The organism is Solwaraspora sp. WMMA2056 (genome assembly GCF_030345095.1).
GTDB lineage: Bacteria > Actinomycetota > Actinomycetes > Mycobacteriales > Micromonosporaceae > Micromonospora_E.
On record NZ_CP128360.1, the window covers coordinates 3363325 to 3389330 of the forward strand.

General features: G+C 72.5%; 28 protein-coding genes. 17 read left to right on the top strand and 11 right to left on the bottom strand.

From position 1 onward, the window contains the following. The first annotated feature begins 69 nt into the window (after nt 1–69). Nucleotides 70–261, top strand: coding sequence for a hypothetical protein (locus O7608_RS15385; RefSeq protein ID WP_282228340.1), 192 nt, complete (start codon nt 70–72; stop codon nt 259–261). 87 nt (nt 262–348) lie between these two features. Here O7608_RS15385 and O7608_RS15390 read toward each other — a convergent pair whose 3' ends face one another. Continuing rightward, nucleotides 349–1041, bottom strand: coding sequence for a Crp/Fnr family transcriptional regulator (locus O7608_RS15390; protein WP_282228339.1), 693 nt, complete (start codon nt 1039–1041; stop codon nt 349–351). A 360-nt stretch (nt 1042–1401) separates the two neighbouring features. On the opposite strand from O7608_RS15390, the gene O7608_RS15395 reads away from it, so the two are divergent. The 5 genes from O7608_RS15395 to O7608_RS15415 all read left to right on the top strand — a co-directional run bounded on the left by O7608_RS15395 (nt 1402) and on the right by O7608_RS15415 (nt 6406). After that, nucleotides 1402–1908, top strand: a complete 507-nt coding sequence (locus O7608_RS15395) for a polyadenylate-specific 3'-exoribonuclease AS (protein ID WP_289210620.1) — start codon at nt 1402–1404, stop codon at nt 1906–1908. Between the two features lie 169 nt (nt 1909–2077). After that, a complete protein-coding gene (locus tag O7608_RS15400; protein WP_289210621.1) occupies nt 2078–3106 on the top strand; it encodes a 6-phosphofructokinase in 1029 nt (342 codons plus the stop codon). A gap of 89 nt (nt 3107–3195) precedes the next feature. Beyond that, nucleotides 3196–4014, top strand: a complete 819-nt coding sequence (proC, locus tag O7608_RS15405; protein WP_289210622.1) for a pyrroline-5-carboxylate reductase — start codon at nt 3196–3198, stop codon at nt 4012–4014. 308 nt (nt 4015–4322) lie between these two features. Further along, on the top strand, nt 4323–4673 hold the full coding sequence (locus O7608_RS15410) for a DUF2203 domain-containing protein (protein ID WP_289210623.1): 351 nt from the start codon (nt 4323–4325) through the stop codon (nt 4671–4673). A 116-nt stretch (nt 4674–4789) separates the two neighbouring features. Then, nucleotides 4790–6406, top strand: a complete 1617-nt coding sequence (locus O7608_RS15415; protein WP_289210624.1) for a glycosyl hydrolase family 18 protein — start codon at nt 4790–4792, stop codon at nt 6404–6406. Nucleotides 6407–6471: 65 nt separating this feature from the next. Here the strand turns inward: O7608_RS15415 and O7608_RS15420 are convergent, their stop codons facing one another. Both O7608_RS15420 and O7608_RS15425 read right to left on the bottom strand, forming a co-directional pair. After that, a complete protein-coding gene (locus tag O7608_RS15420) occupies nt 6472–7272 on the bottom strand; it encodes an ABC transporter ATP-binding protein (RefSeq protein ID WP_282228333.1) in 801 nt (266 codons plus the stop codon). Next, a complete protein-coding gene (locus tag O7608_RS15425; protein WP_289210625.1) occupies nt 7265–8170 on the bottom strand; it encodes an ABC transporter permease in 906 nt (301 codons plus the stop codon). The genes O7608_RS15420 and O7608_RS15425 overlap by 8 nt, the downstream gene beginning before the upstream one ends. Before the next feature lie 185 nt (nt 8171–8355). On the opposite strand from O7608_RS15425, the gene O7608_RS15430 reads away from it, so the two are divergent. Genes O7608_RS15430 through O7608_RS15445 form a run of 4 tightly spaced genes read left to right on the top strand, consistent with a single transcriptional unit; the run spans nt 8356 to nt 12119 of the window. Further along, nucleotides 8356–8997, top strand: coding sequence for a TetR/AcrR family transcriptional regulator (locus O7608_RS15430; RefSeq protein WP_289210626.1), 642 nt, complete (start codon nt 8356–8358; stop codon nt 8995–8997). Nucleotides 8998–9015: 18 nt separating this feature from the next. Continuing rightward, entirely contained in the window at nt 9016–9648 is a 633-nt protein-coding gene (locus tag O7608_RS15435; protein WP_289210627.1) for a nuclear transport factor 2 family protein, read from the top strand. Nucleotides 9649–9658: 10 nt separating this feature from the next. After that, nucleotides 9659–11065, top strand: coding sequence for a class II 3-deoxy-7-phosphoheptulonate synthase (locus O7608_RS15440; protein ID WP_289210628.1), 1407 nt, complete (start codon nt 9659–9661; stop codon nt 11063–11065). 31 nt (nt 11066–11096) lie between these two features. Then, nucleotides 11097–12119 carry a threonine aldolase family protein gene (locus O7608_RS15445; RefSeq protein ID WP_289210908.1) on the top strand — a complete coding sequence of 341 codons (1023 nt, stop codon included), beginning with the start codon at nt 11097–11099 and terminating at the stop codon, nt 12117–12119. 16 nt (nt 12120–12135) lie between these two features. Here O7608_RS15445 and O7608_RS15450 read toward each other — a convergent pair whose 3' ends face one another. Next, the gene (locus O7608_RS15450) at nt 12136–12882 is read right to left on the bottom strand and encodes a TetR/AcrR family transcriptional regulator (RefSeq protein ID WP_289210629.1); all 747 of its coding nucleotides are present in this window, start codon (nt 12880–12882) and stop codon (nt 12136–12138) included. Nucleotides 12883–12961: 79 nt separating this feature from the next. Between O7608_RS15450 and O7608_RS15455 the strand changes: the two genes are divergently transcribed. Both O7608_RS15455 and O7608_RS15460 read left to right on the top strand, forming a co-directional pair. Beyond that, nucleotides 12962–13906: an ATP-binding cassette domain-containing protein gene (locus O7608_RS15455; RefSeq protein ID WP_289210630.1), complete on the top strand. Its 945-nt coding sequence runs from the start codon at nt 12962–12964 to the stop codon at nt 13904–13906. Further along, the gene (locus O7608_RS15460; protein WP_289210631.1) at nt 13903–14682 is read left to right on the top strand and encodes an ABC transporter permease; all 780 of its coding nucleotides are present in this window, start codon (nt 13903–13905) and stop codon (nt 14680–14682) included. The genes O7608_RS15455 and O7608_RS15460 overlap by 4 nt, the downstream gene beginning before the upstream one ends. Nucleotides 14683–14713: 31 nt before the next feature. Here O7608_RS15460 and O7608_RS15465 read toward each other — a convergent pair whose 3' ends face one another. Together O7608_RS15465 and pknB are read right to left on the bottom strand one after the other, a co-directional pair. Next, nucleotides 14714–15637, bottom strand: a complete 924-nt coding sequence (locus O7608_RS15465) for a deoxyribonuclease IV (protein ID WP_289210909.1) — start codon at nt 15635–15637, stop codon at nt 14714–14716. After that, nucleotides 15637–17712 carry a Stk1 family PASTA domain-containing Ser/Thr kinase gene (gene pknB / locus O7608_RS15470; RefSeq protein WP_289210632.1) on the bottom strand — a complete coding sequence of 692 codons (2076 nt, stop codon included), beginning with the start codon at nt 17710–17712 and terminating at the stop codon, nt 15637–15639. Before pknB ends, O7608_RS15465 begins: the two co-directional genes overlap by 1 nt. A 128-nt stretch (nt 17713–17840) precedes the next feature. On the opposite strand from pknB, the gene O7608_RS15475 reads away from it, so the two are divergent. The 3 genes from O7608_RS15475 to O7608_RS15485 are packed head-to-tail and all read left to right on the top strand — an operon-like array spanning nt 17841 to nt 18996. Further along, entirely contained in the window at nt 17841–18215 is a 375-nt protein-coding gene (locus O7608_RS15475) for an Rv2175c family DNA-binding protein (protein ID WP_289210633.1), read from the top strand. Between the two features lie 5 nt (nt 18216–18220). Further along, on the top strand, nt 18221–18619 hold the full coding sequence (locus tag O7608_RS15480) for a lycopene cyclase domain-containing protein (protein ID WP_289210634.1): 399 nt from the start codon (nt 18221–18223) through the stop codon (nt 18617–18619). Then, nucleotides 18616–18996 carry a lycopene cyclase domain-containing protein gene (locus tag O7608_RS15485; RefSeq protein WP_289210635.1) on the top strand — a complete coding sequence of 127 codons (381 nt, stop codon included), beginning with the start codon at nt 18616–18618 and terminating at the stop codon, nt 18994–18996. Before O7608_RS15480 ends, O7608_RS15485 begins: the two co-directional genes overlap by 4 nt. 40 nt (nt 18997–19036) lie before the next feature. On the opposite strand, the gene O7608_RS15490 is transcribed toward O7608_RS15485, so the two are convergent. After that, nucleotides 19037–20119: a polyprenyl synthetase family protein gene (locus tag O7608_RS15490; protein ID WP_289210636.1), complete on the bottom strand. Its 1083-nt coding sequence runs from the start codon at nt 20117–20119 to the stop codon at nt 19037–19039. Between the two features lie 60 nt (nt 20120–20179). Here O7608_RS15490 and metF point away from each other — a divergent pair, with 60 nt between their 5' ends. After that, nucleotides 20180–21097 (top strand): methylenetetrahydrofolate reductase [NAD(P)H], encoded by a 918-nt coding sequence (gene metF / locus O7608_RS15495; RefSeq protein WP_289210637.1) that lies wholly within the window; start codon nt 20180–20182, stop codon nt 21095–21097. Nucleotides 21098–21141: 44 nt separating this feature from the next. Further along, entirely contained in the window at nt 21142–21819 is a 678-nt protein-coding gene (locus tag O7608_RS15500) for a CDP-alcohol phosphatidyltransferase family protein (protein ID WP_289210638.1), read from the top strand. A gap of 46 nt (nt 21820–21865) precedes the next feature. Here O7608_RS15500 and O7608_RS15505 read toward each other — a convergent pair whose 3' ends face one another. From O7608_RS15505 to O7608_RS15520, 4 genes are all read right to left on the bottom strand, one after another. Then, nucleotides 21866–23371 carry a phytoene desaturase family protein gene (locus tag O7608_RS15505; RefSeq protein ID WP_289210639.1) on the bottom strand — a complete coding sequence of 502 codons (1506 nt, stop codon included), beginning with the start codon at nt 23369–23371 and terminating at the stop codon, nt 21866–21868. 61 nt (nt 23372–23432) lie between these two features. Then, nucleotides 23433–24635, bottom strand: a complete 1203-nt coding sequence (locus O7608_RS15510; protein WP_289210640.1) for a glycosyltransferase family 2 protein — start codon at nt 24633–24635, stop codon at nt 23433–23435. Then, complete coding sequence (locus O7608_RS15515; RefSeq protein WP_289210641.1) at nt 24632–25408, bottom strand: carotenoid biosynthesis protein; 777 nt, start codon at nt 25406–25408, stop codon at nt 24632–24634. Before O7608_RS15515 ends, O7608_RS15510 begins: the two co-directional genes overlap by 4 nt. After that, nucleotides 25405–25995: a GNAT family N-acetyltransferase gene (locus O7608_RS15520; RefSeq protein WP_289210642.1), complete on the bottom strand. Its 591-nt coding sequence runs from the start codon at nt 25993–25995 to the stop codon at nt 25405–25407. Before O7608_RS15520 ends, O7608_RS15515 begins: the two co-directional genes overlap by 4 nt. Nucleotides 25996–26006: the final 11 nt, after the last annotated feature.

A 26006-nucleotide genomic window follows, 5' to 3' on the forward strand; every position in this document is an offset into this window, starting at 1 on the left:
CAGTCCATCGGTGGGTGGAACCGGGCTACATTCATTCCGCCAGTTCAGACCGAGCAGGGGAGTCCTGAGATGGTGTACGCGAGGTTGGAGAAGGACTGGACCGACCCGTCCGGCGTCGACCACTCCGCAGGGGAGATGGTCGATCTCGACGCCGGCACGTTGGCCAAGTTGGAGGAGGAAGGGGTCGTTTCCGAGTGGATCGGCCCGACCAGCGAGAAGGTCGGCACCAACTGGATCGGCCCGACCAGCACCCAACCCTGATCACGCAGGGGCAGGGCGGTACGCGTCAGCCGACGGGTACCGCCCTGCGGCCGGTCGGCGGTCGGCCGTACCGCGGCCGCGTGCCGGTCAGCGGTCGGCCATGCCGGCCCGACGACGCAACGCGGCGACGTCGGTGACCACGATCCGACGCCCCTCGGTACGCAGCCAGCCGCGGCTGCTGAACGAGCCGATGGCCTGGTTGACGCTCTGCCGGGAGCCGCCGGCCATCTCCGCGAGCTGACTCTGGTTCAACTCGATCGTGATCATCGGTGCGTGGCTCTCCCCGGCCAGCCGGACCAGGGTCTTGGCCACCCGGCCGGGCAGGTCGAGGAAGACGTGGTCGGCGTTCTGCTCGGTGAGCCGGCGGATCAGCGCGCCGAGCGAGCGCATCACCGCGTCGAGGATCCGTGGGTTGGAGTGGACCAGGTCCATGAACGCGCCGCGGGACAGGGCCAGCGCGGCACAGTCCTCGATGGCCTCGGCCGACGCCGAGCGGGTGGAGGCGTCCAGCAGTGACACCTCGCCGAGAACGTCGGGCGGGCGGATCACCGACAGCACCGCACGTTCGCCGGTGGGCGCGGTCCGGAAGACCGCGATCGCGCCTCGTTTGAGCACGATCAGCGAATCGCCGGGATCGTTCTCCACGAAGAGCAACTGCCCCTTACGGTAGGTGCGGGGCACGGCGGCGGCGATCACCCGCTGTCGGACCTCCGGTTCGAGGCCGGCGAACATGTCCACGCCGGTGAGCGCGTCACCCGGCTCCGGCAGGCGCATCTCCACGGTCCAACCCCTCCCCACCAAGGGCACCATCCCACCGAGGGCACCATCGCACCCGGCCGGGGATGCAGCACCGACGCGGGCGAACATGAAATAGATACCGTTCGGAGAACGGTGTCAACATCAGATCATGGCTGGCCTGTCGCGTGGTGTACACCCCCACAATCATTTCTGTGACAGTCCTGTGCCCGACAAACCGGCAGGCTGGTGGCCAGATCCACCGACGGGTGGGGGCCGACACGGGGGCCCGGTGGATCCGGCCGTGGGGAAGCGGTGCCGGCCGGGGTCCGTCCGTGGGGCGGTGTGGCCCCGGCCGGTACCCCGACGGGCCGCCGTCGACGCCGATCGGCGAGGATGACGGCGATGACGTACCGCTACTTCTACGACTGCGAGTTCATCGAGGACGGCCGGATCATCGACCTCGTCTCGATCGGCGTGGTCGACGAGCACGGCCGCGAGTTCTACGCGGTCTCCACCGAGTTCGACGCCGCCCGGGCGATCCCCTGGGTGCGCCGTAACGTGCTCGACAAGCTTCCGTCGCCGGCCGACCCGGCCTGGCGCTCCCGCGAACGGATCCGGGACGAGCTGTACGAGTTCCTGGTGGCACCGTTGCGCGCCGGTACGGCCGACGAGCTGGAGCTGTGGGCCTGGTACGCCGCGTACGACCACGTGGCCCTGGCGCAGCTGTGGGGCGCGATGCCGGCGCTGCCCCGCCCGGTGCCGCGGTTCACCAAGGATCTGCGGCAACGGTGGGACGACGCGGGCCGCCCGGCACTGCCGACGGCGGTCGCCGAGCGTCACGACGCGCTGGTCGACGCGCGGCACAACCTGGCCCGGTGGCAGGTGATCAGCCAGGCGTACCGCCGGTGACCGGGTCCGTCTCGACGGTGATCCTCGGGGTCTGGTCGCCTCGCCGCCGGGTGGGCCGATAAAGTGCGCACTGACGGCCCGCCCCGGGCCGGCAATGACGCCGACGGTCTGACCGGACTTCGTTCCTGGGGCTCGAGTGGGTCACAGATTCCTGGAGGATGAGCGGATCATGCGTATCGGCGTGCTCACCGGTGGTGGCGACTGCCCCGGCCTGAACGCCGTGATCAGGGCGGTGGTGCGCAAGGGCGTCGCCAGCTACGGTCACGAGTTCATCGGTTTCCGCGACGGCTGGCGCGGGCCGCTGGAGGGGCTGAGCAAGCCTCTCGGCATCGACGACGTACGGGGCATCCTGCCCCGTGGCGGCACCATCCTGGGGTCGTCCCGGACCAACCCGTTCAAGATCGACGGTGGGGTCGAGCGGATCAAGGAGAACCTGGCCGCCCAGGGTGTCGACGCCCTGGTCGCGATCGGCGGTGAGGACACCCTCGGTGTCGCCACCAAGCTGCACGAGCTCGGTGTCCAGGTGGTCGGCGTGCCGAAGACCATCGACAACGACCTCGGCGCCACCGACTACACCTTCGGCTTCGACACCGCGGTCAACATCGCGATGGAGGCCATCGACCGGCTGCACACCACCGCCGAGAGCCACCACCGCACCCTGGTGGTCGAGGTCATGGGCCGGCACGCCGGCTGGATCGCGCTGCACGCCGGCCTGGCCGGTGGCGCGAACGTGATCCTGCTGCCGGAGCGTGAGTTCGACGTCGAGCAGGTCGCGACCTACGTCGAGAAGCGCTTCCAGAAGCAGTACGCCCCGATCGTCGTGGTCGCCGAGGGCGCCCAGCCGATGGAGGGCCAGATGGTTCTGCAGAACCAGGAGCTCGACTCCTTCGGCCACGTCCGGCTCGGCGGCATCGGCCAGTGGCTCGCCGAGCAGCTGGAGGCCAAGACCGGCAAGGAGGCCCGGACCGTCGTGCTGGGCCACATTCAGCGCGGTGGCACCCCGACCGCGTTCGACCGGGTCCTCGCCACCCGGCTCGGCCTGCACGCCATCGACGCCGCCAACGACGGCGACTGGGGCAAGATGGTCGGGATCCGGGGCACCGACATCGTCCGGGTGCCGCTGGCCGAGGCGACCCGGGAGCTCAAGACCGTCCCGCTGGAGCGGTACACCGAGGCCGAGGTCTTTTTCGGCAGCTGACCGTCGTGGCGACGGGTGGGGGCGCGCGGCACACGTCCGCGCGTGCCCGTCCGTCGCCGGGCGTGTCGCATCAGCAGAGCGGAGTACGGATGCCTCCCGGCGCGCACAAGGTCGCGGTGATCGGTGCCGGCAAGATCGGTGAGCTGGTCCTGTCCGGACTGCTGCGCGCCGGTTGGCCGGCCGCACAGTTGCTGGCCACCACCCGGCGTCGGGAGCGGGCCGAGGACCTCGCCCTGCGGTACGGCGTTCCGGTGGTCGACAACCTCGTCGCGGTCACCGAGGCCGAGGTGCTGGCGGTGGCGGTCAAGCCGCAGGACGCCGCCGCTCTGCTGGACCAGATCGGCCCGAAGGTGCCGGCCGACAAGCTGGTCATCTCGTTGTGCGCCGGGCTGCCGACCGAGTTCTTCGCCCGGCGGCTGCCCGAGGGCACTCCGGTGATCCGGGTGATGACCAACACGCCGGCCCTGGTCGACCAGGCGATGACGGCGATCTCGCCGGGCCGGTACGCCACCGCCGCGCACCTGGCCCTGGCCGAGGAGATGTTCACGCCACTCGGCGCCACGCTGCGGGTGCCGGAGTCCCAGCAGGATGCGGTCACCGCGCTGTCCGGGTCCGGGCCGGCGTACTTCTACCTGCTCGTGGAAGCGATGATCGACGCCGGGATCCTGCTCGGGCTGCCCCGCCAGGTGGCCCACGAGTTGATCGTGCAGACGGCGATCGGCTCGGCCGTGATGCTGCGCGACTCCGGCGAGCACCCGGTCAAGCTGCGTGAGGCCGTCACCTCGCCGGCCGGCACCACGATCTCGGCCATCCGGGAGCTGGAGAACCACGGCGTACGGGCGGCCCTGCTCGCGGCGCTGGAGGCGGCCCGCGACCGGGCCCGTGAGCTGGCCGCGCAGCACACCTGAGGCATTCATTCACGTTCCAGGACTTCCGCCGAACGTGGCGATGTGGCTACCGTATGCAACAACGGTGGTTGTGGCGCCTGATCAGCGGAACCGGTTCGCGGCCGGGACCACCGTACCGACGTCGCATCGACACTTCCCCCTGCGGCGACGTCGTGGTGCCGGCCCTGGATGCCCCCCGGTGGCCGGCCGACCGGGGCGCGTTCCGCCGACGCGCCCTGTGCCGCCGCCGGCGCTCGGGCGTCCGGCGGCGGCCCGGGGGCAGCGGTGGTGGTGTCCGCCGGTCCGCTCGGTGGACCATACTGTCGGACGTGTTCACTCTCGCCCAGGCGCGGCACCTGATGGCAACCCTGCGACCCCGCATCGACGAGCTCGTGTCGCTGCGGGCGGACCTGGCCGAGTTGCGGGCCGACCTGGCCGCCGGAGTGCCGAGCCCGCACGGCGGGTTGGCCGAGGTCAAAGGGCTGGAAGCCCGGATCTACGGGATCATCGACGAGGTCAACGAGCAGGACATCCAGGTCAAGGGTGTCGCCCCGGTGCTGCTGGACTTCCCGGGCGAGCTCGACGGGCGCCCCGTGCTCTGGTGCTGGTTGGAAGGTGACGGCGAGATCCGCTGGTATCACCGGCTGGAGTGCGGCTTCTCTGGGCGTCGGCGCGTCTGAGCTGCGGCGCGGTCGCCCACCGCATCGAGATATCGACATCTTGACGAACGGTTGGACAGGTGAGTAGCGTCTCAGACACTTTATGGAAAGTTTCCTAACTAATAGGGAGACGCCTCATGAGAACATCCCTGCGCCGTGCCGTGTGGGCCGGCGCGCTGGCAGTGGTGACCGCTGCGGCGGCCGTGCCGGTCACCGCGGCGTTCGGCGCCGGCAGCATCTCCGCCAGCTTCGTCGCCACCTCCGACTGGGGCACCGGCCACGAGGTCAAGGTGACCGTCGCCAACGGCTCCGACGCCCCGGTGAGCACCTGGCGGATCGAGTTCGACCTGCCCGCCGGCACCACCATCAGCAGCTTCTGGGACGCCGACGTGACCCGCAGCGGCACCCGGTACACCGCGGTCAAGAAGAGCTGGGCCGGCAGCCTCGCCCCCGGTGCCTCGATCAGCTGGGGCTACATCGGCACCGGCGCCTTCCGGGCCCCGCAGAACTGCACGATCAACGGCGTCGCCTGCGGCGGCGGTCCGGCCCCGACGACCGCGCCGCCGACGAGCGTACCCCCGACCACCGCGCCCCCGACGACGCCACCACCGACCACCGCGCCGCCACCACCGCCGCCGCCCGGTCAGAAGGTCGTCGGCTACTTCACCCAGTGGGGCGTGTACGCCCGCAACTACCACGTGCGCAACATCCACACCAGCGGGTCCGCGGCGAAGATGACCCACATCCTGTACGCCTTCGGCAACACCACCGGCGGACGCTGCACGATCGGGGACAGCTTCGCCGACTACGAGAAGGCGTACACGGCGGCGGAGAGCGTCGACGGGGTGGCCGACACCTGGGACCAGCCGCTGCGCGGCAACTTCAACCAGCTGCGCAAGCTCAAGCAGATGTACCCGCACCTCAAGGTGATCTGGTCGTTCGGCGGCTGGACCTGGTCCGGCGGCTTCACCCAGGCGGCGCAGAACCCGGCCGCGTTCGCCGAATCCTGTCACAACCTGGTCGAGGACCCCCGCTGGGCGGACGTGTTCGACGGCATCGACATCGACTGGGAGTACCCCAACGCCTGCGGACTCACCTGTGACGCCAGCGGCCCGAACGCGTTCAAGAACGTGGTCTCGGCGCTGCGCACCCGGTTCGGGCCGTCGGCCCTGGTCACCGCCGCCATCACCGCGGACGGCAGCAGCGGTGGCAAGATCGACGCCACCGACTACGCGGGCGCGGCCGGCAACCTCGACTGGATCATGCCGATGACCTACGACTACTTCGGCGCCTTCAACGCGCAGGGGCCGACGGCACCACACTCGCCGCTGACCTCCTACCCGGGCATCCCGCAGCAGGGTTTCTGGTCCGACGCGGCGATCCAGAAACTCAAGAGCAAGGGAATCCCCGCCAGCAAGCTGCTGCTCGGCATCGGCTTCTACGGCCGGGGCTGGACCGGGGTCAGCCAGACCGCCCCGGGCGGCAGCGCCACCGGGCCGGCACCGGGCACCTACGAGCAGGGCATCGAGGACTACAAGGTGCTCAAGAACACCTGCCCGGCGACCGGCACGGTCGGTGGCACCGCGTACGCCAAGTGCGGCAGCAACTGGTGGAGCTACGACACCCCGGCCACCATCGGCGGCAAGATGAACTACGCCAGGGGCCAGGGTCTCGGCGGTGCCTTCTTCTGGGAGCTCTCCGGCGACACCGGCAACGGTGAACTGGTCACCGCGATCCGCAGCGGACTCGGCTGACCCGCAGACAGGGTCGGCGCCCGGTCTGTCGCAGGACCGTACGGTCCTGCGACAGACCGGGCGGCCTACTTGCGGTTGACGTGGTCCTGGTACGCCTTGACCACGTCGGCGCTCGGGCCGTCCATCCGGATCACCCCGGACTCCAGCCAGATGCTGCGCTCGCAGGTGTCCAGGATCGACTTGTTGGAGTGGCTGACCAGGAAGACCGTGCCGGCCTCGGCCCGCAGCTCGCGGACCCGTTCCTCACTGCGCTTCTGGAAGGCGGCGTCACCGGTGGCCAACGCCTCGTCGATCATGAGTACGTCGTGGCTCTTCGCGGCGGCGATGGAGAAGCGCAGCCGGGCGGCCATGCCCGACGAGTAGGTCCGCATCGGCAGCGACGCGAAGTCGTCCCGCTCGTTGATGCCGGAGAAGTCCACGATGCTGTCGTACCTGGCCCGTACCTCGGCCGGGCTCATCCCCATCGCCAGGCAGCCGAGCACCACGTTGCGTTCGCCGGTCAGGTCGTTCATCAGCGCGGCGTTCACCCCGAGCAGCGACGGCTGGCCCTGCGTGTAGACCTTGCCCCGGCGGGGCGGCAGCAGCCCCGCCACCGCCCGCAGCAGGGTCGACTTGCCGGAGCCGTTGCTGCCGATCAGCCCGATCGCCTCACCCCGGTACGCCACGAAGCTCACGCCCCGGATGGCGTGCACCTCGCGTACCGACGGGGCGGGCTGGCGGGTGACGATGCGCCGCAGCGCGGCGACCGGGCTGGTACGTCCGCCGCCACCCGCGGTGACGCGGTAGACGACGTGCAGGTTGTCGACGATCACCGTGGGCACCCGGGTGTCGGTGCCGGGTGCCGGTGCGACCAGCGGTTCAGCCACGGCCGTACTCCTCCTCCGCACGCCAGAAGTAGACGAAGCCGGCGACGATCATCACCAGCGCCCAGGCGGCTGCCGCCGGCCACAGGTAGCCGGGCGCGGTGCCCATCGAGTCCATCAGCGCGTACCGGACGATGTCGATGTAGACCGCCATCGGGTTGAACTGCAGCACCACCGCCACCCAGCCCGGCAGGTCGGCGGTGAAGCGGTCGATGTTGTAGAAGACGCCGGAGGCGTACAGCCAGGTCCGCATCACGAACGGCAGCAGTTGGGACAGGTCGCTGGTGCGCGACGCCCAGCGGGCCACCATCAGGGCGAGCCCGGTGCTGAACAGGATCTGCAGGATCAGGGCCGGGATCAGCAGCAGCCAGCTGAGGTCGATCCACTCGCCGGTGACCAGCATGATCACCACGAGGACGAGCATCGACGGGGCGAGCTGCTGCACCTGGACCAGGACCGAGGTGATCGGCAGGCTGGCCCGGGGGAAGTGCATCGCCCGGATCAGGTTCAGGTTGTCGGCGATCGACCGGGCCGCCGTGCTCACCGTCTGCTGGGTGAAGCTGAAGATGAAGATGCCGGTGCACAGGTAGGCGATGAAGTTGTCGATCCCGTGGTTGGTGCCGAGCAGCACCCCGAAGACCAGGAAGTAGACGCCGGCGTTGGCCAGCGGCGTGATCACCTGCCAGATCTGCCCCAGCCGGGCGTTGGTGTACGTGGCGATCAGCCGGGCGTTGGCGAACGTCCAGATGAAGTGCCGCCGGGACCACACCTGCCTGAGGTAGGTGCCCAGGCCGGGCCGGGCTCCGCTGACAGCCAGCCCGTGCCGCTCGGCCAGTTCGGCGAGCGTCGGCCCGCTCTCCGGTTCCAGCGTCACGGTCGTGCCGCTGGTTGGCTGCTGCATCCCGTCCGTCCTTCCCTCAGCCAGCGCTGCCACTCGCGCACCTCCGACCCCTTCCGTAGCTGCCCGTCCGATTTTTCACCTCGGGTGCCCGGTGGCACGGAACGATACCGTCGCGTCCTGACGGAAACGGTAGGGGAGCCAACGACGATACGCAACCGTATCGTCGTTCGGCTACACTCCGACGGATGCAGGGCGACGGCAAACGCGCACCCGCCGGAGCGGCGGTGCTCCGCGAGGACGTGACACAGGCGATCCGGGCTGCGGTCTTCCAGGAGCTGGCCGCCGTCGGATACGGCCGGATGTCGATCGAGGCGGTGGCCCGCCGGGCCGGCGTCGGCAAGACGGCCGTGTACCGGCGATGGGGTTCCAAACTCGAGATGGTGATCGAGATCATCTCCGAGGTGGCCGTCGGGGTGACCGGGGTGCCCGACACCGGCTCCCTGCGCGGCGACCTCGAAGTGGTGCTCGCCATCGCGGCCCGTGCCCTGCGCCATCCGCTGGCCGGGCAGATCGTGCCCGACCTGCTCGCCGAGGCGGCCCGCAACCCGGCGATCGCGCAGACCCTGCAGACCGCGCTACGCGACAGCCAGCGGGGCATCGGCAGCCTGGTGACCAGTCGCGCGGTGGCCCGGGGGGAGATCCCGGCGGAGACCGACCCCGATCTGCTCGTCGACCTGATGGTCGGTCCGCTCTACTGGCGCCTGGCGGTCGCCCGGACCCCGCTGCCCGCCCGGTACGTCAGCCAGGTCGCCGACGCGGTGGCCGCCGCGCTCACCGTCACCGGGTCGGGGCGGCCCGCCGCCGTAGACTCGTCCCGGCCCGGGTAGTCACAGAGGAGGACGCGGATGCGGTTCCAGGCGGTACGGGTGGCGCTGCCGGCGTTCGTCGTACTCGTCCTGCCGATCTCCGGTTGCACCACCGAGGCTCCCGCGCCGCAGGCCCCCACACCGTCGGCCGCGCAGACGCCGACCGGGCAGGGCGAGTCCGAAGCGGTGGTGCACGCCTACCTGGACGCGATGCGCAGCAAGGACGTCGCTCAGGGCCGGGCCCAGTTCTGCCCCGCCACCCAGCCGATCTTCGAGGCCAGCGCGACCGGGCCCAACGGTGACTTCGCCGAGGAGTTCACCGTGCCGCAGGCGGAGATCGCCGGCACCCGGCAGACCACGGTCGGGTACGAGGTCACCACCCGCGTGACGGTCGTCACCGGCGGCACGACCGTGCCGGTCGAGCTGGTGTTCACCGTCACCCCGGCCGACGACGGCACCTGGTGCATCCACGACGAGACCAGCCGCGCGGCCGACCCCGACGTCCCGCAGACCGGCACCGACGACCCGCCGGTCGACCCCGACGACCCGCCGGTCGACTCTGACGACCCGGCCGACGACGTCGGCACCGTTTTCGACGACGCCGTCGGAGCGCCCCCGGCCGGCGACCTCACCGCCCCGGCCGGCGACCCCGGCGCCCCGACCGCAGACTAGTCTTTGGCGCATGGGCCAACAGTGGCATCAGCTGAGCTACCCGTCGGTCGGGCACCCCAGCCTGCAGACCAGCCGACCCGCCATCGACTCGGTCGAGGACGTGGCGCTCGGCCTGGACCGGTGGCGGGAGCTGCCCCGGGCGCAGACCCCGCCGTGGCCGGACCCGGCCGCGGTCGACGAGGTCTGCCAGGTGCTGGGCAACGTGCCGTCGGTCGTCGCCCCGTACGAGGTCGACCAGTTGCGGCAGCGTCTGGCCCTGGTCTGTGACGGCAAGGCCTTCCTGCTGCAGGGCGGCGACTGCGCCGAGACGTTCAGCGACAACACCGAGAGTCACCTGCTGGCCAACGCCCGGACCATCCTGCAGATGGCGGTGGTGCTCACGTACGGCGCGTCGCTGCCGGTGGTCAAGGTGGCCCGGGTGGCCGGCCAGTACACCAAGCCGCGTTCGGCGCCGACGGACGCGCTCGGGCTGCCGGCGTACCGCGGCGACATGATCAACTCGCTGGAGACGACGCCGCAGGCCCGGGTCGCCGACCCGCAGCGGATGATCCGGGCGTACGCCAACTCGGCCGCCGCGATGAACATGCTCCGCGCGTACCTCGCCGGCGGGCTGGCCGACCTGCACGCCGTGCACGACTGGAACAAGGGGTTCGTCAAGCGGTCCCCGGCGGGGGAGCGCTACGAGGCGATCGCCCGGGAGATCGACCGGGCGTTGGCGTTCATCCGGGCCTGTGGGATGACCGACGACGAGGCGCTGCGCACCGTCACGCTCTACTGTTCGCACGAGGCGCTGGCCCTGGAGTACGACCGCGCCCTGACCCGCATCTCCGACGACCGCGCCTACGGCCTGTCCGGGCACTTCCTCTGGGTCGGCGAGCGGACCCGGCAGATCGACGGCGCGCACATCGACTTCATTTCCCGCATCGCCAACCCGATCGGCGTCAAACTCGGCCCGGGGACCAGCCCGGAGCAGGCACTCGAGCTCTGCGAGAAGCTCAACCCCGACAACGTTCCCGGCCGGCTCACGCTGATCAGCCGGATGGGCAACCACAAGGTCCGTGACGCTCTGCCACCCATCGTGGAGAAGGTCACCGCCGCCGGTGCCCGGGTGGTGTGGCAGTGCGACCCGATGCACGGCAACACCCACGAGTCGTCCAACGGTTACAAGACCCGCCACTTCGACCGCATCGTCGACGAGGTGCTCGGCTACTTCGAGGTGCACCGGGGCCTGCAGACCCACCCCGGCGGCCTGCACGTCGAGTTGACCGGCGAGGACGTCACCGAATGCCTCGGCGGTGCCCAGGCGATCGAGGACATCCATCTGCCCGACCGGTACGAGACCGCGTGCGACCCGCGGCTGAACACCCAGCAGTCCCTCGAGTTGGCCTTCCTGGTCGCGGAGATGCTGCGTGGCTGACCCGGCCCGACCCGGTCCGTCGGCGGGAACCGTGGTGGACCTGCGGTCGGACACGGTCACCCGGCCGACACCGGGGATGCGCGCGGCGATGGCCGCCGCCGAGGTCGGCGACGACGTGTACGGCGAGGACCCGACGGTCAACGCGCTGGAGGCACAGGTCGCGTCGATGCTCGGGCACGAGGCCGGGCTGTTCGCCCCGACCGGTTCGATGGCCAACCAGCTCGCCCTGCAGACCCTGGTGCCGCCCGGCGGGGAACTGCTCTGCGACGCCGACGCCCACGTGGTCACCTACGAGGTCGGTGCGGCGGCGGCGTACGGCGGGATCTCCTCGCGGACCTGGCCCGCCGCCGGCGGTGCGCCGGACCCGGACCTGGTCGCGGCGATGCTGCGGCCGGCCGGGTACGGGGCGGTGCCGACCCGGGCGGTCGCCGTCGAGCAGACCCACAACCGCTCCGGCGGGCAGATCATCGGTACGCCGGTGCTGCGTCGCCTCCGCGAGCTGACCGCCACGGCCGGGGTGGCGCTGCACTGCGACGGGGCGCGGATCTGGCACGCCCACGTCGCCGACGGCGTGCCGTTGGCCAGCTACGGTGCGCTGTTCGACACCGTGTCGGTGTGCCTGTCCAAGGGACTCGGCGCACCGGTGGGCTCGGTGCTGGTCGGCAGCGCCGAGCGGGTCGCCGCCGCCCGGCAGCTGCGCAAGCGGATGGGCGGCGGGATGCGGCAGGCGGGGGTGCTCGCCGCCGCCGGGCGGTACGCGCTGGCGCACCACGTGCAGCGGCTGGCCGACGACCACGCGCGGGCCGCCCGGCTGGCACAGGCGTTGGCGCCGTACGGCGTCGTCGACCCGGAGCAGGTCCGCAGCAACATCGTCGCGCTGGACCTGAGTGCGACGGCGCTGGGTGGGCCGGCGCTGGCCGAGGCGGCCGGTGCCGAGGGAGTGCTGGTCTCGGTGGTCGGGCCGGACACCGCCCGGCTGGTCACCCACCTGGACGTCGACGACGACGCGGTGGACCGGGCGGTCGCCGTCCTCACCGGCATTCTGCGGCGCTAGCGCTGGTCCTACCGCGTCAGCGTTCCAGTAGGCGCTCCAGGCCGTCGACGATCCGGTCCAGGCCGAAGCGGAAGGACCGCTGCGGGTCGCCGATGGAGCTGTACTCCTGGCCGGCGGCGGTGCCGACCCGTGACGAGATCGGGTACGCGCCCGGCGGCATCACCCGCTCCAGAACCGGTGCGTTGATCTCCCACCACTGGGCGTCGGTCATCGCCGACCGGTCGACGGCCTGACGCGCCTCGATGGACGCCTTGGCGGCGCTGGCGGTGAACCCGCTGATCAACGTGACGATCTGGTCCATCTCCAGGTCGGTGAAGCCGGCGCCCTCGACGGCGGTGAGCTGCCACTCGTAGCGGTCCGACCCGTTCGGCCCGATCCACGGCCGGCTGTTGTCGACCTGCAGCAGCCACGGGTGCCGGTGTGCCTCGTCCCACTGGTGCCGGGCGACGGTGTGCAGCCGTTGCCGCAGGTCACCGGTGAGTGCCGGCAGTTCCCGTTCGCCCAGCACCTCGTCGACCATCAGGCCGATCAGCTCGGAGCGGCCCGGCACGTAGGTGTAGAGCGACATCAGCTTCAGCCCGAGCCGGTCGGCGACCTTGCGCAGTGCGAAGGCGGCCAGGCCGGCCTCGTCGGCGACCGCGATCGCCGCCGTCACCACGTCGTCCACGCTGACCCGCTGCTTCGGCCCCCGCGAGCCCTGCGGGGTGCCGAGAGTACGGCGCCAGAGCAGCGTCAGCGTGCGGTCGACGTCCTGATCAGCCATGTGCGCAGGATACGCCGTGTGGTGTACGGTGTTGCAGCGGTATATTCCGTAACCAGTACGGAGTTAGGAGCGAGTGGCGATGGAACACGCCCTGACAGCCCACGGCCTGCGCAAGCGGTACGGCGACCGGGCCGCGCTCGACGGCATCGACCTGCAGGTCCCGGCCGGCACCATCCACGGCCTGCTCGGCCCCAACGGTGCCGGCAAGAGCACTGCGGTCAGGGCGCTGGCCACCCTGATCGACGTGGACGCCGGTGACGTACGGGTGGCCGGACTCGACGTCCGGACCCAGGCCCGGCAGGTGCGGAAACGGATCGGAGTGGTGGGTCAGCACGCCGCCGTCGACGAGATCCTCGGCGGCCGGCAGAACCTGGTCATGTTCGGCCGGCTGTACGGCCTGACCGCCGCCGACGCCCGGCGGCGGGCCGACGCGCTGCTCGACCAGTTCGACCTCACCGACGCCGCCGACCGGGCGGTCGCCACCTACTCCGGCGGGATGCGCCGCCGGTTGGACATCGCGGCCGGGATGATCGTGCGGCCCGCCGTACTGTTTCTCGACGAACCGACCACCGGGCTGGACCCCCGGGCCCGCGCCGAGGTCTGGCGCGGCGTCCGCGAAGTCGCGCAGCAGGGCACCACCGTGCTGCTGACCACCCAGTACCTCGACGAGGCGGACCAGCTCGCCACCGACATCACCGTGCTGCACCACGGTCGGGTCGCCGCCAGCGGTACCCCGGACACGTTGAAGCGCCGCATCGGCGGCGACCGGGTCAGCCTCACCCTGGCCGCCGGCGAACCGCTGGAGCCACTCGCCGATCGACTGTCCCGCGCGGTCGGCGCGCCCGCGACCGTCGACGCCGACGCCCGCCGGGTGACCGTCGAGGTCGACGCCGCCGTCACCGCGCTGGCCGCCGTCGTGCGCACCCTCGACGACCTCGGAATCACCCCGGAGGACCTGCAACTGCGCCGCCCGACCCTCGACGAGGTGTTCCTCGCGCTGACCGACAAGGAGGCCGGCCGGTGACCACCCTGCGCGCCGGATGGATCATCACTCAACGGGACCTGGCCCACTGGGTACGCCAACCGTGGACCCCGATCTTCAACCTGCTCTTCACGATCATGCTGCTGCTGATCTTCGGATTCCTGTTCGGTGGCGCCATCACCGTCCCCGGCGGCGGCGACTACCTGGCCTTCCTGCTCCCCGGGATGCTAGCCCTGACCATGATGTTCGGCGTCGAGGCGACCAGCATCGCGATGGCCCAGGACGCCCGCAAGGGGATCACCGACCGGTTCCGCTCGATGCCGATCGGTGGCGCGGCGGTCTCGCTCGGCCGGGTCGGTGCCGACATGGCCGCCTCGGCGGTCGAACTGCTCGTGCTGATCACCGGCGGGCTGGCCGTCGGTTGGCGCATCGACGCCGGCCCGGCGTCGGTCGCCCTGGCCGTCGGGCTGCTGCTGTGGCTGCGGTTCGCCGTGCTGTGGCTGGGCATCTACCTCGGCCTGCTGCTACGCGGCGAGGGCGCGACAATGGCCGTGCAGGTGCTGGTCTGGCCGGTCGGTTTCCTCTCCACCGCGATCGTGTCCGCCGAGACGATGCCCGGCTGGCTCGGCGCGATCGCCGCCTGGAATCCGCTGTCGGCCACCGCCACCGCCGCCCGGCAACTCTTCGGTAGCCCGACCGGGGTCACCGCCGGTCCGCTGGTTGACGGCGCGGTGTGGCTCGCCATCGGCTGGCCACTGCTGATCACCGCGATCTTCGCTCCGCTCGCCGGGCGGGCCTACCGCGGGCTCCGTACCTGATCCGCCGGGCGTTCGGTACCTGAGCTCCAGGTCAGTGCGTCGATGACGGGTGGCGGACGGTCGCCAGAGCGGCCGGGTCGTCCGCCAGCCGTCGCAGCGTGGCGATGTCGGCGGCGTGCCCGAGGTGCTTGTCGCTCGGGGTCTCCGCCACCACCGGCACCCCGGCCGTGGCCGGATGCCGCATCAGTTCGGCGAACGCCGCCTCACCGATCATGCCCTTGCCGATCGTCTCGTGCCGGTCCCGGGTGGATCCGCAACCGTCACGGGAGTCGTTGGCGTGCACCAGCCGCAGCCGGTCCGCGCCGACCGCAGCGACGAGCGCGTCCACCGTCGCCGTCATGCCACCCGGTGCGGCCACGTCGTGCCCGGCCGCCCAGGCGTGGCAGGTGTCGAAGCAGACCCCCATCCGGGGATGCCAGTCCACCGCGGCCAGGTACGGCTGCAGATGCTCGACCCGCGACGCCAACGAACGGCCGCCGCCGGCGCTCGGCTCCACCAGCAGCATCGGCCCACCGGCGGCCTCGGCGGCGTCCAGCAACGGCAGCAGCGCCGCACGTACCTGACGCATCGCGGTGTCGGCGTACCCGTCGTCGACGGCGCTGCCGGCGTGGAAGACGACCGCTTCGGCGCCGATCGCGCGACCCCGGCGCAGCGCGTGCGCCAGGGTCGCGGTGGAGCGTTCGACGGTGGCGGCGGTCGGCGAGCCGAGATTCACCAGCAACGAGGCGTGGATGTACGCGCGCAGCCCGCGCTCGGCGCAGCCGTCCCGGAACGCCGCGTCCTGCGCCGGGTCACCGTCGGGCATCGCCCAGCCGCGCGAGTTGCCGACGTAGACCTGCACCACCTCGGATCCGGCGGCGTCGGCGTAGGGCAGCGCGGCGCGCGCCAGCCCGCCCGAGGTCGGCGTGTGCGACCCGACCCGCCGGTGACCGTCGGCGCCGTGCCCCGGCCGCACTACAGACACCCGATCACGACCTCGGTGCCCGGCGGCACCTGGGAGTTCTCACCCGGGCTCTGATAGCGGACCGTACCGTTGGGGTTGAAGTCGACCCGGACCGTGAAGCCCAGACCCTGCAGTTCGGCCTGCGCCTCCGGACACGGACGGTCGATCATCCGTGGCACCGTGACAGCGGGCGGACCCTCACTCACCCGCAGCTTGATCTCCGCGCCTTCCTCCACCCCGGCACCGTCCGCCGGCTCCTGCCCGATCACCTGGTCCTTCGGCTTGTCCGATTCCTCCGAGGCGACCAACGGCTCCAGCTTGAGATCCTCCAGGACCCGCCGCGCCTCGTTGACGTCGAGCCCGACCACGTTCGGCACGGTGATCGGCGCCCGACCCTTGCTGACCGTCACCGTCACCACGTCGCCGGCGGTGACCTCGGCGCCGACCGGCGGATCGACGGCGATCACCCTGCCGGCGGGCAGGTTGTCGTCGTACCGGTCGGGGCCCTGCTCCAGCACGAGCAGTGCCTTCTCCAGGTCGACCCGGGCCAGGTCGAGGGTCTTGCCGACCACGTCGGGCACCTGGTAGCGCTCCGGGCCGAGGGAGAGGGTGAGCACGATCTCGCCGCCACGTACGACCCGGCCGTTGCCCGGCGGATCCTGGGCGAGCACCAGATCGCGGGCCACCGTGTCGTCGTGGCGCGGGTCGGTGAACCGGACGGTCAGGCCCCGCTCGTTGGCCAGTGCCTGGGCCTGCGCCCGGTCGAGGCTGACCAGCTCGGGCGCGGCCGTGTACCGGCCGGCCCCGAACCACCAACCGCCGATGCCCACCAGCAGGACCAGCACCACCACGCCGGCGATCACCGCCAGCCGGTTCTGTGGGTCCCGCAGCCACCCGCCGCGCCCGGCGCCGGCACCGGCGTCACCGCTGCGGTACGTGCCGGCACCGGCGTCACCGCTGCGGTAGGTGCCGGGGGTGTAGCTGTCGCCGGTGACCGCCGCCATCGGCGGTCCACCGGCCGCCGTCGACCGGACCACGGTGCTGGCCGAGGACCGGCGGCGTTGCCCTGGCCGGTCGCGCTTCTCCTTGGGCTCGGGCAGCCGGGCCCATGCCGGCCGGTCGGCCGGCTGCACGGGGCTGATCGCCATCGTGGGCTGGGCCACGTGGCGCAGCACCGCGGTGTTGGCGCTGGCGTTGCCGAGATCGTCGCGGACCGCCTGCACCTGGGTCAGCAACGCCCCGGCGTCGGTCGGTCGCTGCCCCGGGTCCCGGCGGGTGGCCCGCACGACCAGGTCGTCGACCATCGCGGGAATCCCGGGCACCGTCTGCGACGGCGGCGGTACGTCCTGGTCGACGTGCTGCCAGGCCACCACGGCCGGCTGGTCGCCGTCGTACGGGACCCGGCCGGTGAGCATCTCGAACAGCACGATCCCGGCCGAGTAGACATCGGTACGCGGATCCGCCCGACCCTCGGTGACCAGCTCCGGTGCCACGTACGCCACCGTCGCCATCAGCTGCCCGGCGCCCGCCTCGGAACTGGCCTCCACCGCCTGGGCCAGGCCGAAGTCGGCGACCTTGACCACGCTGTCGATCAGGTTGCCCGCGCCACCGGTCGGTGCCTCGGCGACCAGTACGTTCTCCGGTTTGACGTCGCGGTGCACCAGGCCGGCCCGGTGCGCGGCACCGATGGCCGCCAGCATCTGGTCGAGGATGGCCAGCGCCTCACCCGGGTTGAGCCGGCGACGTTCCGCCAGCACGTCACGCAGTGTCCGGCCCCGGACGTACTCCATCACCAGGTACGGCAGCCCCTCGTGCACGCCCTGGTCGTAGACGGCGACGACATTGGGGTGGGTGAGCCGGGCGATGGTCTTCGCCTCGTCGGTGAACCGGTCGAGGAAACCCGTGTCGCGGCTGCGGACCTCATCGAGCTGCGTCGAATGGATGATCTTCAGTGCGACGGTACGTTCGAGCCGTTCGTCCGTGGCGGTGTACACGGTCGCCATGCCGCCCCGGGCCACGAGGGCACGGATGCGGTAGCGCCCGCCTATCAACGAGCCCATCAGCGAATCGGCGACCTGTGTGTCCATCGGCAGGCAGTCTATGCGGCCGGGGGGTGGCGGCAGAACACTGATCGACCCGGGCGGACCGAACCGGGCCAAACCGTTACCTGCGGGGTACGTGGTGGCGTGCGTGTGCTGCGTGGCAGGGTAGTCATGTGACAGATCCCGCCACCGCCGCGTCCGCGACACCGACCCCCGGCGGTCCCACCGACTGGCTCACCTTGCCCGAGGTCGCCGAGCGGCTGGAGGTGACGATCAGCAAGGTCCATCAGATGATCCGGGACCGGGAGCTGCTGGCGGTACGCCGCGAAGGTGTCCGCCGGGTGCCGGCCGAACTGGTCGCCAACCGCACCGTCCGCAAGCACCTGCCCGGGGTGCTGACCGTGCTGCACGACGCCGGATTCTCCGACGAGGAGACCCTCGATTGGCTGTACCGCCCCGACGACACGCTGCCCGGCATCCCGGCGGCGGCGCTCGGCGGTGACCGGGCCCGCGAAGTGAAACGCCGGGCCCAGGCCGAAGGTTTCTGACGTCGATGGCCCGGCTCAGCTACCTGGCGGTGCTCGCCGGCTGCCTGCTCGCCGCGCTCTGGCTGGAACCGATCCTGCGGGTCAACGTACTGCGGCGGTGGCGCCGGCTGCTGCTGACCCTGCTGCCGGTGATCGTGGTCTTCGTCGCGTGGGACATCGCGGCGATCGCCGCCGGTCACTGGGACTTCGACCCGGCGCAGACCACCGGGATCCTGCTGCCCGGCCGGCTGCCCCTGGACGAGCTGCTGTTCTTCGTGGTCGTGCCGATCTGCACCGTGCTCGGATTCGAGGCGGTCCGGGCGGTGCGTACCCCGCCGGGCCGGCCCCGCCGGCCGGACGACCGGTGGTCGGCCGGCGACGAGGTCAGTGACGAGGCCCGCGAGCAGCGGCCGGTCACCCGATGAGCTACACCCTGGCGGCTGTGACCGGCGTACTGGCCGCCGTGCTGGTCGACCTGCTGGTGCTGCGGACCCGGCTGGTGCTGCGGGCGGTCTTCTGGGCGACCTACCCGATCATCGTCGGCTTCCAGCTGCTGTCCAACGGCATCCTGACCGGCCGCGAGATCGTCACCTACGACCCCGGGGCGATCATCGGCCTGCGGATCGCGTACGCGCCGGTGGAGGACCTGCTCTTCGGCTTCGCCATGGTGCTGTTCACCCTGTCGACGTGGGTGTGGCTCGGGCGTCGCGGGGTGGGGCGCACCCCGGCCGCCGGCACCGGCGACTGGCTGCTGACCTGGTTGCGCCAGCGCCGCCCGCCGACACAGCCGCCCGCCGGCTGACCGTCCACCGGCTGACCGCTCAGCGGTCGGTCGCGTGCCGTCAGCCGGTGCGGCTGGTCGCGGCGACCGCCAGGTCGACCAGTACCTGCCGCGCCTGTGGCTCGACGGCTGCCGGCTCCAGCGCCGCCAACGCCCGCGCGGTCAGCTCGGTGATGCGCGCCTCGGTGACCGCCAACGCGCCGCTGGCGACGATCAGCTCCCGCAACTGGTCGATGCCGTCGGGGGCCAGCGCCGGGTCGCCGAGCCGGGCGTCGAGCAGCTCCCGGCCCGCCGGCCCACTTGCCTGGTACGCCGAGGCCACCAGGAAGGTCCGCTTGCCCTCCCGCAGATCGTCACCGGCCGGTTTGCCGGTCCGGTCCGGGTCACCGAAGACCCCGAGCACGTCGTCGCGCAGCTGGAACGCCTCACCCAGCGGCAGGCCGTACGCCGAGTAGACCGCCGCCAGCGACGGTGGCGCGTCGGCCAGCGCCGCGCCGAGCAGCAGTGGTCGTTCGACCGTGTACTTCGCCGACTTGAGCTGGGCGATCTGGGTGGCCCGGCGCACCGAGGTGTCCCCGGTGAACTGGGTCACCACGTCCAGGTACTGCCCGACGGTGACCTCGGTACGCATCTCGTCGAAGACCGGCCGGGCCCGCCGCAGCATCGCGGCGGTCAACCCGCAGCCGTGCAGCAGCTCGTCCGACCACACCAGGCACAGGTCACCGAGCAGCACCGCCGCCGACGCGCCGAAGCCGTCCGCCGGGCCGCGCCAGCCGTGCCGGCGGTGCGCCGCGGCGAACCGTCGGTGCACCGACGGCTCGCCCCGACGGGTGTCCGAGCCGTCCATCAGATCGTCGTGGATCAGCGCGCTGGCCTGCACGAACTCCAACGCCGCCAGGGCGGTGACCACCTGTGCCGAGTCGGCGCCGCCCGCGCCCCGGTAGCCCCAGTAGCCGAACGCCGGCCGCAGCCGCTTGCCGCCACCGAGCACGAAGTCCTCGATCGCGTCGGCCACCGGGATCAGGGCCTCGTCGACGTCGCGCAACCAGCGCCGCCGCTCGCGCAGGAAGTCGGCCAGCGCGCGGTCGACCCGCTGACGCAGGTCGGCCCGGTCGGTCGGCGCGACCGCGATGCTCTCTGTCACGCCCTGACGCTATCGGCTGGCCGGTACGCATCTCACCCGCCACCCGGTACAGTCACATCCGTGGCTCTCGGTCTACCGTCCGTACTCCCCGGCTCCCAGCCGTCGATCGGCGACCTGATCCGCGCCGGTGCGCCGACCTTCTCGTTCGAGTTCTTCCCGCCGAAGACCCCGGCCGGCGAGCGGCTGCTCTGGCAGGCGATCCGCGAGCTGGAGCCGCTGCAGCCGTCGTTCGTGTCGATCACCTACGGCGCCGGCGGCACCACCCGCGACACCACGGTCGACCTCACCGAACGGATCGCCACCGAGACCACGCTGCTGCCGATGGCGCACCTCACGGCCGTCAACCACTCGGTCGCCGAGTTGCGCAACGTCATCGGCCGGCTGGCCGGTGTCGGCGTACGCAACGTGCTCGCGGTGCGCGGTGACCCGCCCGGTGACCCGACCGGCGAATGGATCCCGCACCCCGAGGGGGTGCACTACGCCGAGGACCTGGTCCGGCTGGTCCGCGAGTCGGGCGACTTCAGCGTCGGCGTCGCCGCGTTCCCGTACAAGCATCCCCGGTCGCCGGACATCGCCACCGACACCGCGTACTTCATCCGCAAGTGCCGCGCCGGTGCCGATTTCGCGATCACCCAGATGGTCTTCGACGCCGACGACTACCTGCGGCTGCGTGACCGGGTCGCGGCGGCCGGCTGCGACACGCCGATCCTGCCCGGGGTCATGCCGGTGACCAGGCTGGCCACCATCGAGCGTTCCGAGCAGCTGTCCGGTGCGCCGTTCCCGCCCGCGCTGGCCGCCCAGTTCGCCGAGGTCGCCGACGACGACGAAGCGGTCCGCCAGCTCGGCATCGAGCAGGCCAACCTGCTCTGCGGGCGGCTGATCGACGAGGGCGTGCCGGGCATCCACTTCATCACCATGAACAGGTCGACGGCCACCCGCGAGGTGTGGCTCAGCGTCGCCGCCGGCACCCGGGTGTGACCGCCGCCCCGCCACCGGTAGCGCCCGGCCACGGTTGAGCTGTCGTGGACACCCGGCTCAACTGGCAGGACTACGCCGTCACCTGGGCACGGCTGCACGGCGGGTTCGATCCGCGTACCGCCACCCCGGTGGTGCGCTACTGGCTGCGCGCCGCGCACACCGTCGCCGACCTGCTCGGCCGGGCCGGCGTCGGGCCGAACGCGGTCACCGTCGCCGGGCTGGTGCTCTGCGCCGCCACGCCGGTGGCCGCCGCCCGTGGCGGGTACGGGCTGCTGGCCGCCGCCGCACTGGTGCTGCTGGCCGCGGTCGCCGACACGGTCGACGGGGCCCTGGCGGTGGTCACCGGGCGCGCCACCCGGCTCGGCTACGTCTACGACTCGCTGGCCGACCGGGCCGGTGAGGCGTTCTGGCTGCTCGCCTTCTGGCTGGCCGGCGCGCCCGGCCCGCTGGTCGTCGCCGCCGGTGCGCTGTCCTGGCTGCACGAGTACCTGCGGGCCCGGGCGGCGGCGGCCGGGATGCGCGAGATCGGTGCGGTGACCATGGGGGAGCGGCCGACCCGGGTCAGTGCCGCCCTGGTCGGTCTGCTGCTGGCCGGGGCGGCCGCGCTGATCGCCCCGGATCTCGCCGCCGGGGTGCTCACCGTCGTCACGGCGGTGTGGGTGCTGCTGGCCCTGTTCGGGCTCAGCCAACTGCTCACCGCTGTCCGCCGTACCCTGAGCTGACGCCCGCATCGCCCGATGTCCGGGTCGACGCCACCCGGCACCGGTGTCAGCGCCCGGCCGGGCCGATCTGCTCGGCGACGATCTGCGCCGACAGGGTCACCATCGGCAGCCCGCCGCCGGGGTGCACCGACCCGCCGACCAGGAACAGTCCGGCCGCCGGCCCCCGGTTGGCCGGCCGCAGCAGACCACCGGCCGTGCCGTAGATCGACCCGCCCGGCGTACCGGTCATGCTGGCCAGGTCCGCCGGAGTGCGGACCTCGCGGAACAGCACCCGGTCCCGTACGTCGACGCCGCGCTCGGCCAGCACCCGCAGCACGTGGTCGGCGTACGCGTCGGCCAGACCCTCCCGGCGCCAGTCCACCCCGGCCAACGACAGGTCCTGGCGGGCCGCGTTGACCAGCACGAACCACGCCTCGTGGCCGTCCGGGCGGGCCGCCGGGTCGTCGGCCACCGTGACGAACACCGTCGGGTCGGCCGCCGGCCGGGCCGGGCGACCGCGCCCCGGGTCACCGAAGACCGCGTCGAACTCGGCGTCGTAGTCGCCCGGGAAGAAGACCGTGTGGTGTGCCAGCTGCTCGGTCCGGCCGCGTACCCCGAGCAGCAGCACGAACCCGCCGAGGCTGCGGTCGGTGAGCCGGGCCAGCCGTCCGGCGTGCGGCAGCAGTTCCCGGTAGACCCGCAGCGCGTCCACGTTGGCCACGACCATGTCGGCCGGCACCGGCCGGGACTCCCCGGCCACCCGTACCCCGTGCACCCGGCCGCCGGCGGCGTCGATCGCGGTGACCGTCGTCGCGGTCCGCACCACCACCCCCAGGTCCAGGCAGCGCGACAGCAGCGCGTCGGCGAGCGCACCGAGCCCGCCGCGCACGTACCAGCCGCCGAAGGTCAACTCGGCGTACGGCACGGCGAGCAGCGCCGCCGGGGCGCGGCGCGGATCCGCGCCGGTGTAGGTGGCGTACCGCTCCAGCAGGGTCCGCAGTCGCGGGTCGCGCACGTCGCGGCGCAGCACCCCGCGCAGGGTCCGGCCGGGTGCGATCGCCGCCAGGTCACCGAGGCGGTACGCCAGCCGCGCCATCGCCAGCGGCGAGCCGACCTCCCGGCGCAGCACGTCCCGCCAGGAGGCGTCCCAGATCCGCTGCGCCCGCCGCCACACCCGCTGCCAGTCGGCGGCCGCACCCTCGCCGAGGGCGGCGACGATCCGGTCGGTGAACCGGGCCGGGTCGGCGCACGAGTCGAGCCAGGTCGCGTCGGCGTCGCCGACACCGGGGAACCGGTGCCGCACGATCGGGTCGAGCGCGACCAGGTCCAGCACCTTCTCCAGCGGCTCACCGGTGGCGTCGAACAGGTCGGCGAAGACCTGCGGCAGGGTCAGCAGGCTCGGCCCGGTGTCGAAGGTGAACTCGCCGTCGGGGGTCTGCCGCGTCCAGCGGGCCAGTTTCCCGCCGACGGTGTCGGCCTGTTCGACGACGGTCACGTCGTGTCCGCCGTGCGCCAGCCGGATCGCGGCGGCGAGCCCGCCGACCCCGGCACCGATCACCACCACCCGGCTCAACGGTGTCCTCCTCGCAGCTGGTCAGGCACCGATCCGGCCGGCACCGGCCGGCCCACGGCGCTCAGGGCATGAGCACAGGGCGACCGCGCCAGGTGAGGCGCCGCCGCTTGCGCAGATAGTAGGACCGGATCACGAGCCAACCGAGCAGCGCGACCGAGACCGGATGTGCCAATCCGTCCGGGACGGGCCGGCCACCGGTGGCCCGCGCCGCCACCACCCGGCCGACGACCCCGAGCGCGTAGCCGGCCACCCCGGCCGTGGCCAGCCCGGCGGCCGCTGGCCCGGCACCGGCGACCAGCCCGACCAGGCCCGCCACGGCCAGCACCGGCGGTACGGCGTACAGGATCAGCAGCGTCGCCACGACGGCGGCCGCACCGACCGGCGACGGCAGCGACGCCCACAGCGACTTGGTGTAGCCGGCGGACAGTTCCCGCCACGACCCGTACATCCGGCAGGTCGCCAGCGCGGACCCGTCGGCCAGGGCGATCCGGTCGCCGGCCCGCTTGACCGCCCGGGCCAGCGCGATGTCCTCCAGCACCTGGTCACGCACTGCCGCGTGCCCGCCGGCCCGGTCGTACGCGGCCCGGTCGACCAGCAGGAACTGGCCACCGGCGGCGGCCAGCGAGGTACGCGGCGAGCGTTCCATCGCCCGCAGCGGCAGGAACGTCAGCCAGGTCCACTGCAGCAGCGGCTGCACCAGCCGTTCACCGGCCGAACCGGCGACGATCCGGGGGTACGGGCTGAGCAACTGGGCCGGCACGGCCCGCAGGGTGGCGACGGCGGCGGCCACCGCGTCCGGGGCGAGGACCACGTCGGCGTCGACGAAGACCAGTACGCCGGTCGGCGTGCCGGCGTCCGGCGTGCGGGCGTCCGGCGCGGCGGCGTCGGCCAGCTGCTGGCAGGCGTGCGGTTTGCCCAGCCAACCGGGCGGCAGGCCGGTGCCGGTCAGCAGCCGGACCCGGGGGTCGGCACCGGCGATCCCGGCGACCACCTCGGCGGTGCCGTCGGTCGAGCCGTCGTCGAGTACGACGATCCGCCAGTCGGTGAGCCACCGTTGGGCCAGCAGCGCCCGCAGGCACGGCGTGACCCGGTCGGCCTCGTCGCGCAGCGGCAGCAGGATCGACACCGGTTCGGTCACCGGGGCCGTCACCGCGACCGGGCGACGCAGCCAGCGCAGCGCGTTGACCAGGGTCAGCGCGGTCAGCGCCAGCAGCACCGCGACGATGGCGGTGGCGCCGCCGGCGGCCGCCGTCCACCCACTCATCGTCGGCGGGCGCGGATCAGCGCCACCGCGAACGGGACCGCGACCAGTCCCATCCCCAGCCCGCCCCAGCCGGCCGACGCCGGCAGCCCGAGGAACACCGCGTGGGCGAGCACGCTCGACGCGTACGTCCACAGGTACAGCGCGTACATCGGCTGGTCCGCCGCCGGCTCGGCCCTGCCTGCGGCACCGGTGAGCTGCAACAACGCCATCATCACCGCCGCCACGGCGAGCCAGCCCAGGTAGTTGCCGACCGGAATGTCCGCCACCCCGGGCAGCGCCGGCTCGGTGTCCAGCCAGGTCCAGTGGCCTTCGGCGACCATCTGCGGGTCGAGGAAGAGATCCCAGGCGGCCAGCGCGACCGCGCCGACGGCGACCCGGGCCGCCGCGCTGCGGACCGCCGCGCCGGCGACCAGCCGCGTCGCGACCAGCCAGGCCGGCCAGGCCATCCAGGTCCAGGCCAGCGGGATGATCACCGGTACGCCGAGCAGCTTCGGCCCGAGCGTGCCGGCGTAGTCGTAGCCGCCGAACGGGAACCCGGTCGCCACCCCGCAGGCCTCGACCGCCAGCCCGCCGCCGGTGGTGACCAGCACCAGCGCGGCGGCGCTGCGCGGCCCCCGGCTGAGCACGGCGTGGCCCACCGACAGGACGAAGCCGATCACCACGGTGGCGACGGTCAGCCCCGCCCGTACGCCGCCGCCGGTCAGCGGGTAGCCGATCTGGGCGGCCACCAGCAGCGCCAGGACCGCCCAGGGCAGCGTTCGCCGCAGGTTCATGAGCGTCGCGGGGTCGGGGCCGCGTCCGGGTGCGCGGCCGGCTGCGGCTGCGGCAACGGCAACGTACGGCCCAGCACGGCGAAGGCCCGCTCGTCGCCGGGAAAGTGGAAGTGGCGCAGCACGTCGACGAAGCCGAACCGGCGGTACAACCGCCAGGCCCGGGACCGCTGCTCGTCCGCCTCAGGGGTGGACAGCAGGGTCGTCGCACCGGCGGCCATGTGCAGCAGGGTACGCAGCTGGTGTGCGCCGAGCCCGTGGCCCTGCGCCTGCGGATGCACGTGCAGTTCGACGACCTCGAAGCAGTCGGCGAGCCAGGTCTGCCGCTGCGACCGGGGCAGCGCGCCGCGCACCTGGTCGTGCCACCACTGACCGGTGGCGGAGTGGTAACCGTAGCCGAACCCGGCCAGCGCGCCCTCGTCGGTGAGGGTGGCGACCGCCCGGAACCCGGGGCGTCGCACGTGGGTGGCGATGTAGCCGCGCCGGACCTCCAGCAACTCGGCCCGGTAGTTCATCGCCTCGCCGTAGACGGCGACCACGTCGTCGAGCCGGCGGAGCAGGTCGTCCGGCAGCCACGGCACCAGCCTCATCGGTGTCCGTC

Bases quoted from the DNA above. Each gene is read 5' to 3' on its own strand.
- O7608_RS15385 (WP_282228340.1), top strand. From the start codon at position 70: ATGGTGTACGCGAGGTTGGAGAAGGACTGGACCGACCCGTCCGGCGTC.
- O7608_RS15395 (WP_289210620.1), top strand. From the start codon at position 1,402: ATGACGTACCGCTACTTCTACGACTGCGAGTTCATCGAGGACGGCCGG.
- O7608_RS15400 (WP_289210621.1), top strand. From the start codon at position 2,078: ATGCGTATCGGCGTGCTCACCGGTGGTGGCGACTGCCCCGGCCTGAAC.
- proC (WP_289210622.1), top strand. From the start codon at position 3,196: ATGCCTCCCGGCGCGCACAAGGTCGCGGTGATCGGTGCCGGCAAGATC.
- O7608_RS15415 (WP_289210624.1), top strand. From the start codon at position 4,790: ATGAGAACATCCCTGCGCCGTGCCGTGTGGGCCGGCGCGCTGGCAGTG.
- O7608_RS15425 (WP_289210625.1), bottom strand. From the start codon at position 8,170: ATGCAGCAGCCAACCAGCGGCACGACCGTGACGCTGGAACCGGAGAGC.
- O7608_RS15430 (WP_289210626.1), top strand. From the start codon at position 8,356: ATGCAGGGCGACGGCAAACGCGCACCCGCCGGAGCGGCGGTGCTCCGC.
- O7608_RS15435 (WP_289210627.1), top strand. From the start codon at position 9,016: ATGCGGTTCCAGGCGGTACGGGTGGCGCTGCCGGCGTTCGTCGTACTC.
- O7608_RS15440 (WP_289210628.1), top strand. From the start codon at position 9,659: ATGGGCCAACAGTGGCATCAGCTGAGCTACCCGTCGGTCGGGCACCCC.
- O7608_RS15450 (WP_289210629.1), bottom strand. From the start codon at position 12,882: ATGGCTGATCAGGACGTCGACCGCACGCTGACGCTGCTCTGGCGCCGT.
- O7608_RS15455 (WP_289210630.1), top strand. From the start codon at position 12,962: ATGGAACACGCCCTGACAGCCCACGGCCTGCGCAAGCGGTACGGCGAC.
- pknB (WP_289210632.1), bottom strand. From the start codon at position 17,712: ATGGACACACAGGTCGCCGATTCGCTGATGGGCTCGTTGATAGGCGGG.
- O7608_RS15480 (WP_289210634.1), top strand. From the start codon at position 18,221: ATGGCCCGGCTCAGCTACCTGGCGGTGCTCGCCGGCTGCCTGCTCGCC.
- O7608_RS15485 (WP_289210635.1), top strand. From the start codon at position 18,616: ATGAGCTACACCCTGGCGGCTGTGACCGGCGTACTGGCCGCCGTGCTG.
- O7608_RS15510 (WP_289210640.1), bottom strand. From the start codon at position 24,635: ATGAGTGGGTGGACGGCGGCCGCCGGCGGCGCCACCGCCATCGTCGCG.
- O7608_RS15515 (WP_289210641.1), bottom strand. From the start codon at position 25,408: ATGAACCTGCGGCGAACGCTGCCCTGGGCGGTCCTGGCGCTGCTGGTG.
- O7608_RS15520 (WP_289210642.1), bottom strand. From the start codon at position 25,995: ATGAGGCTGGTGCCGTGGCTGCCGGACGACCTGCTCCGCCGGCTCGAC.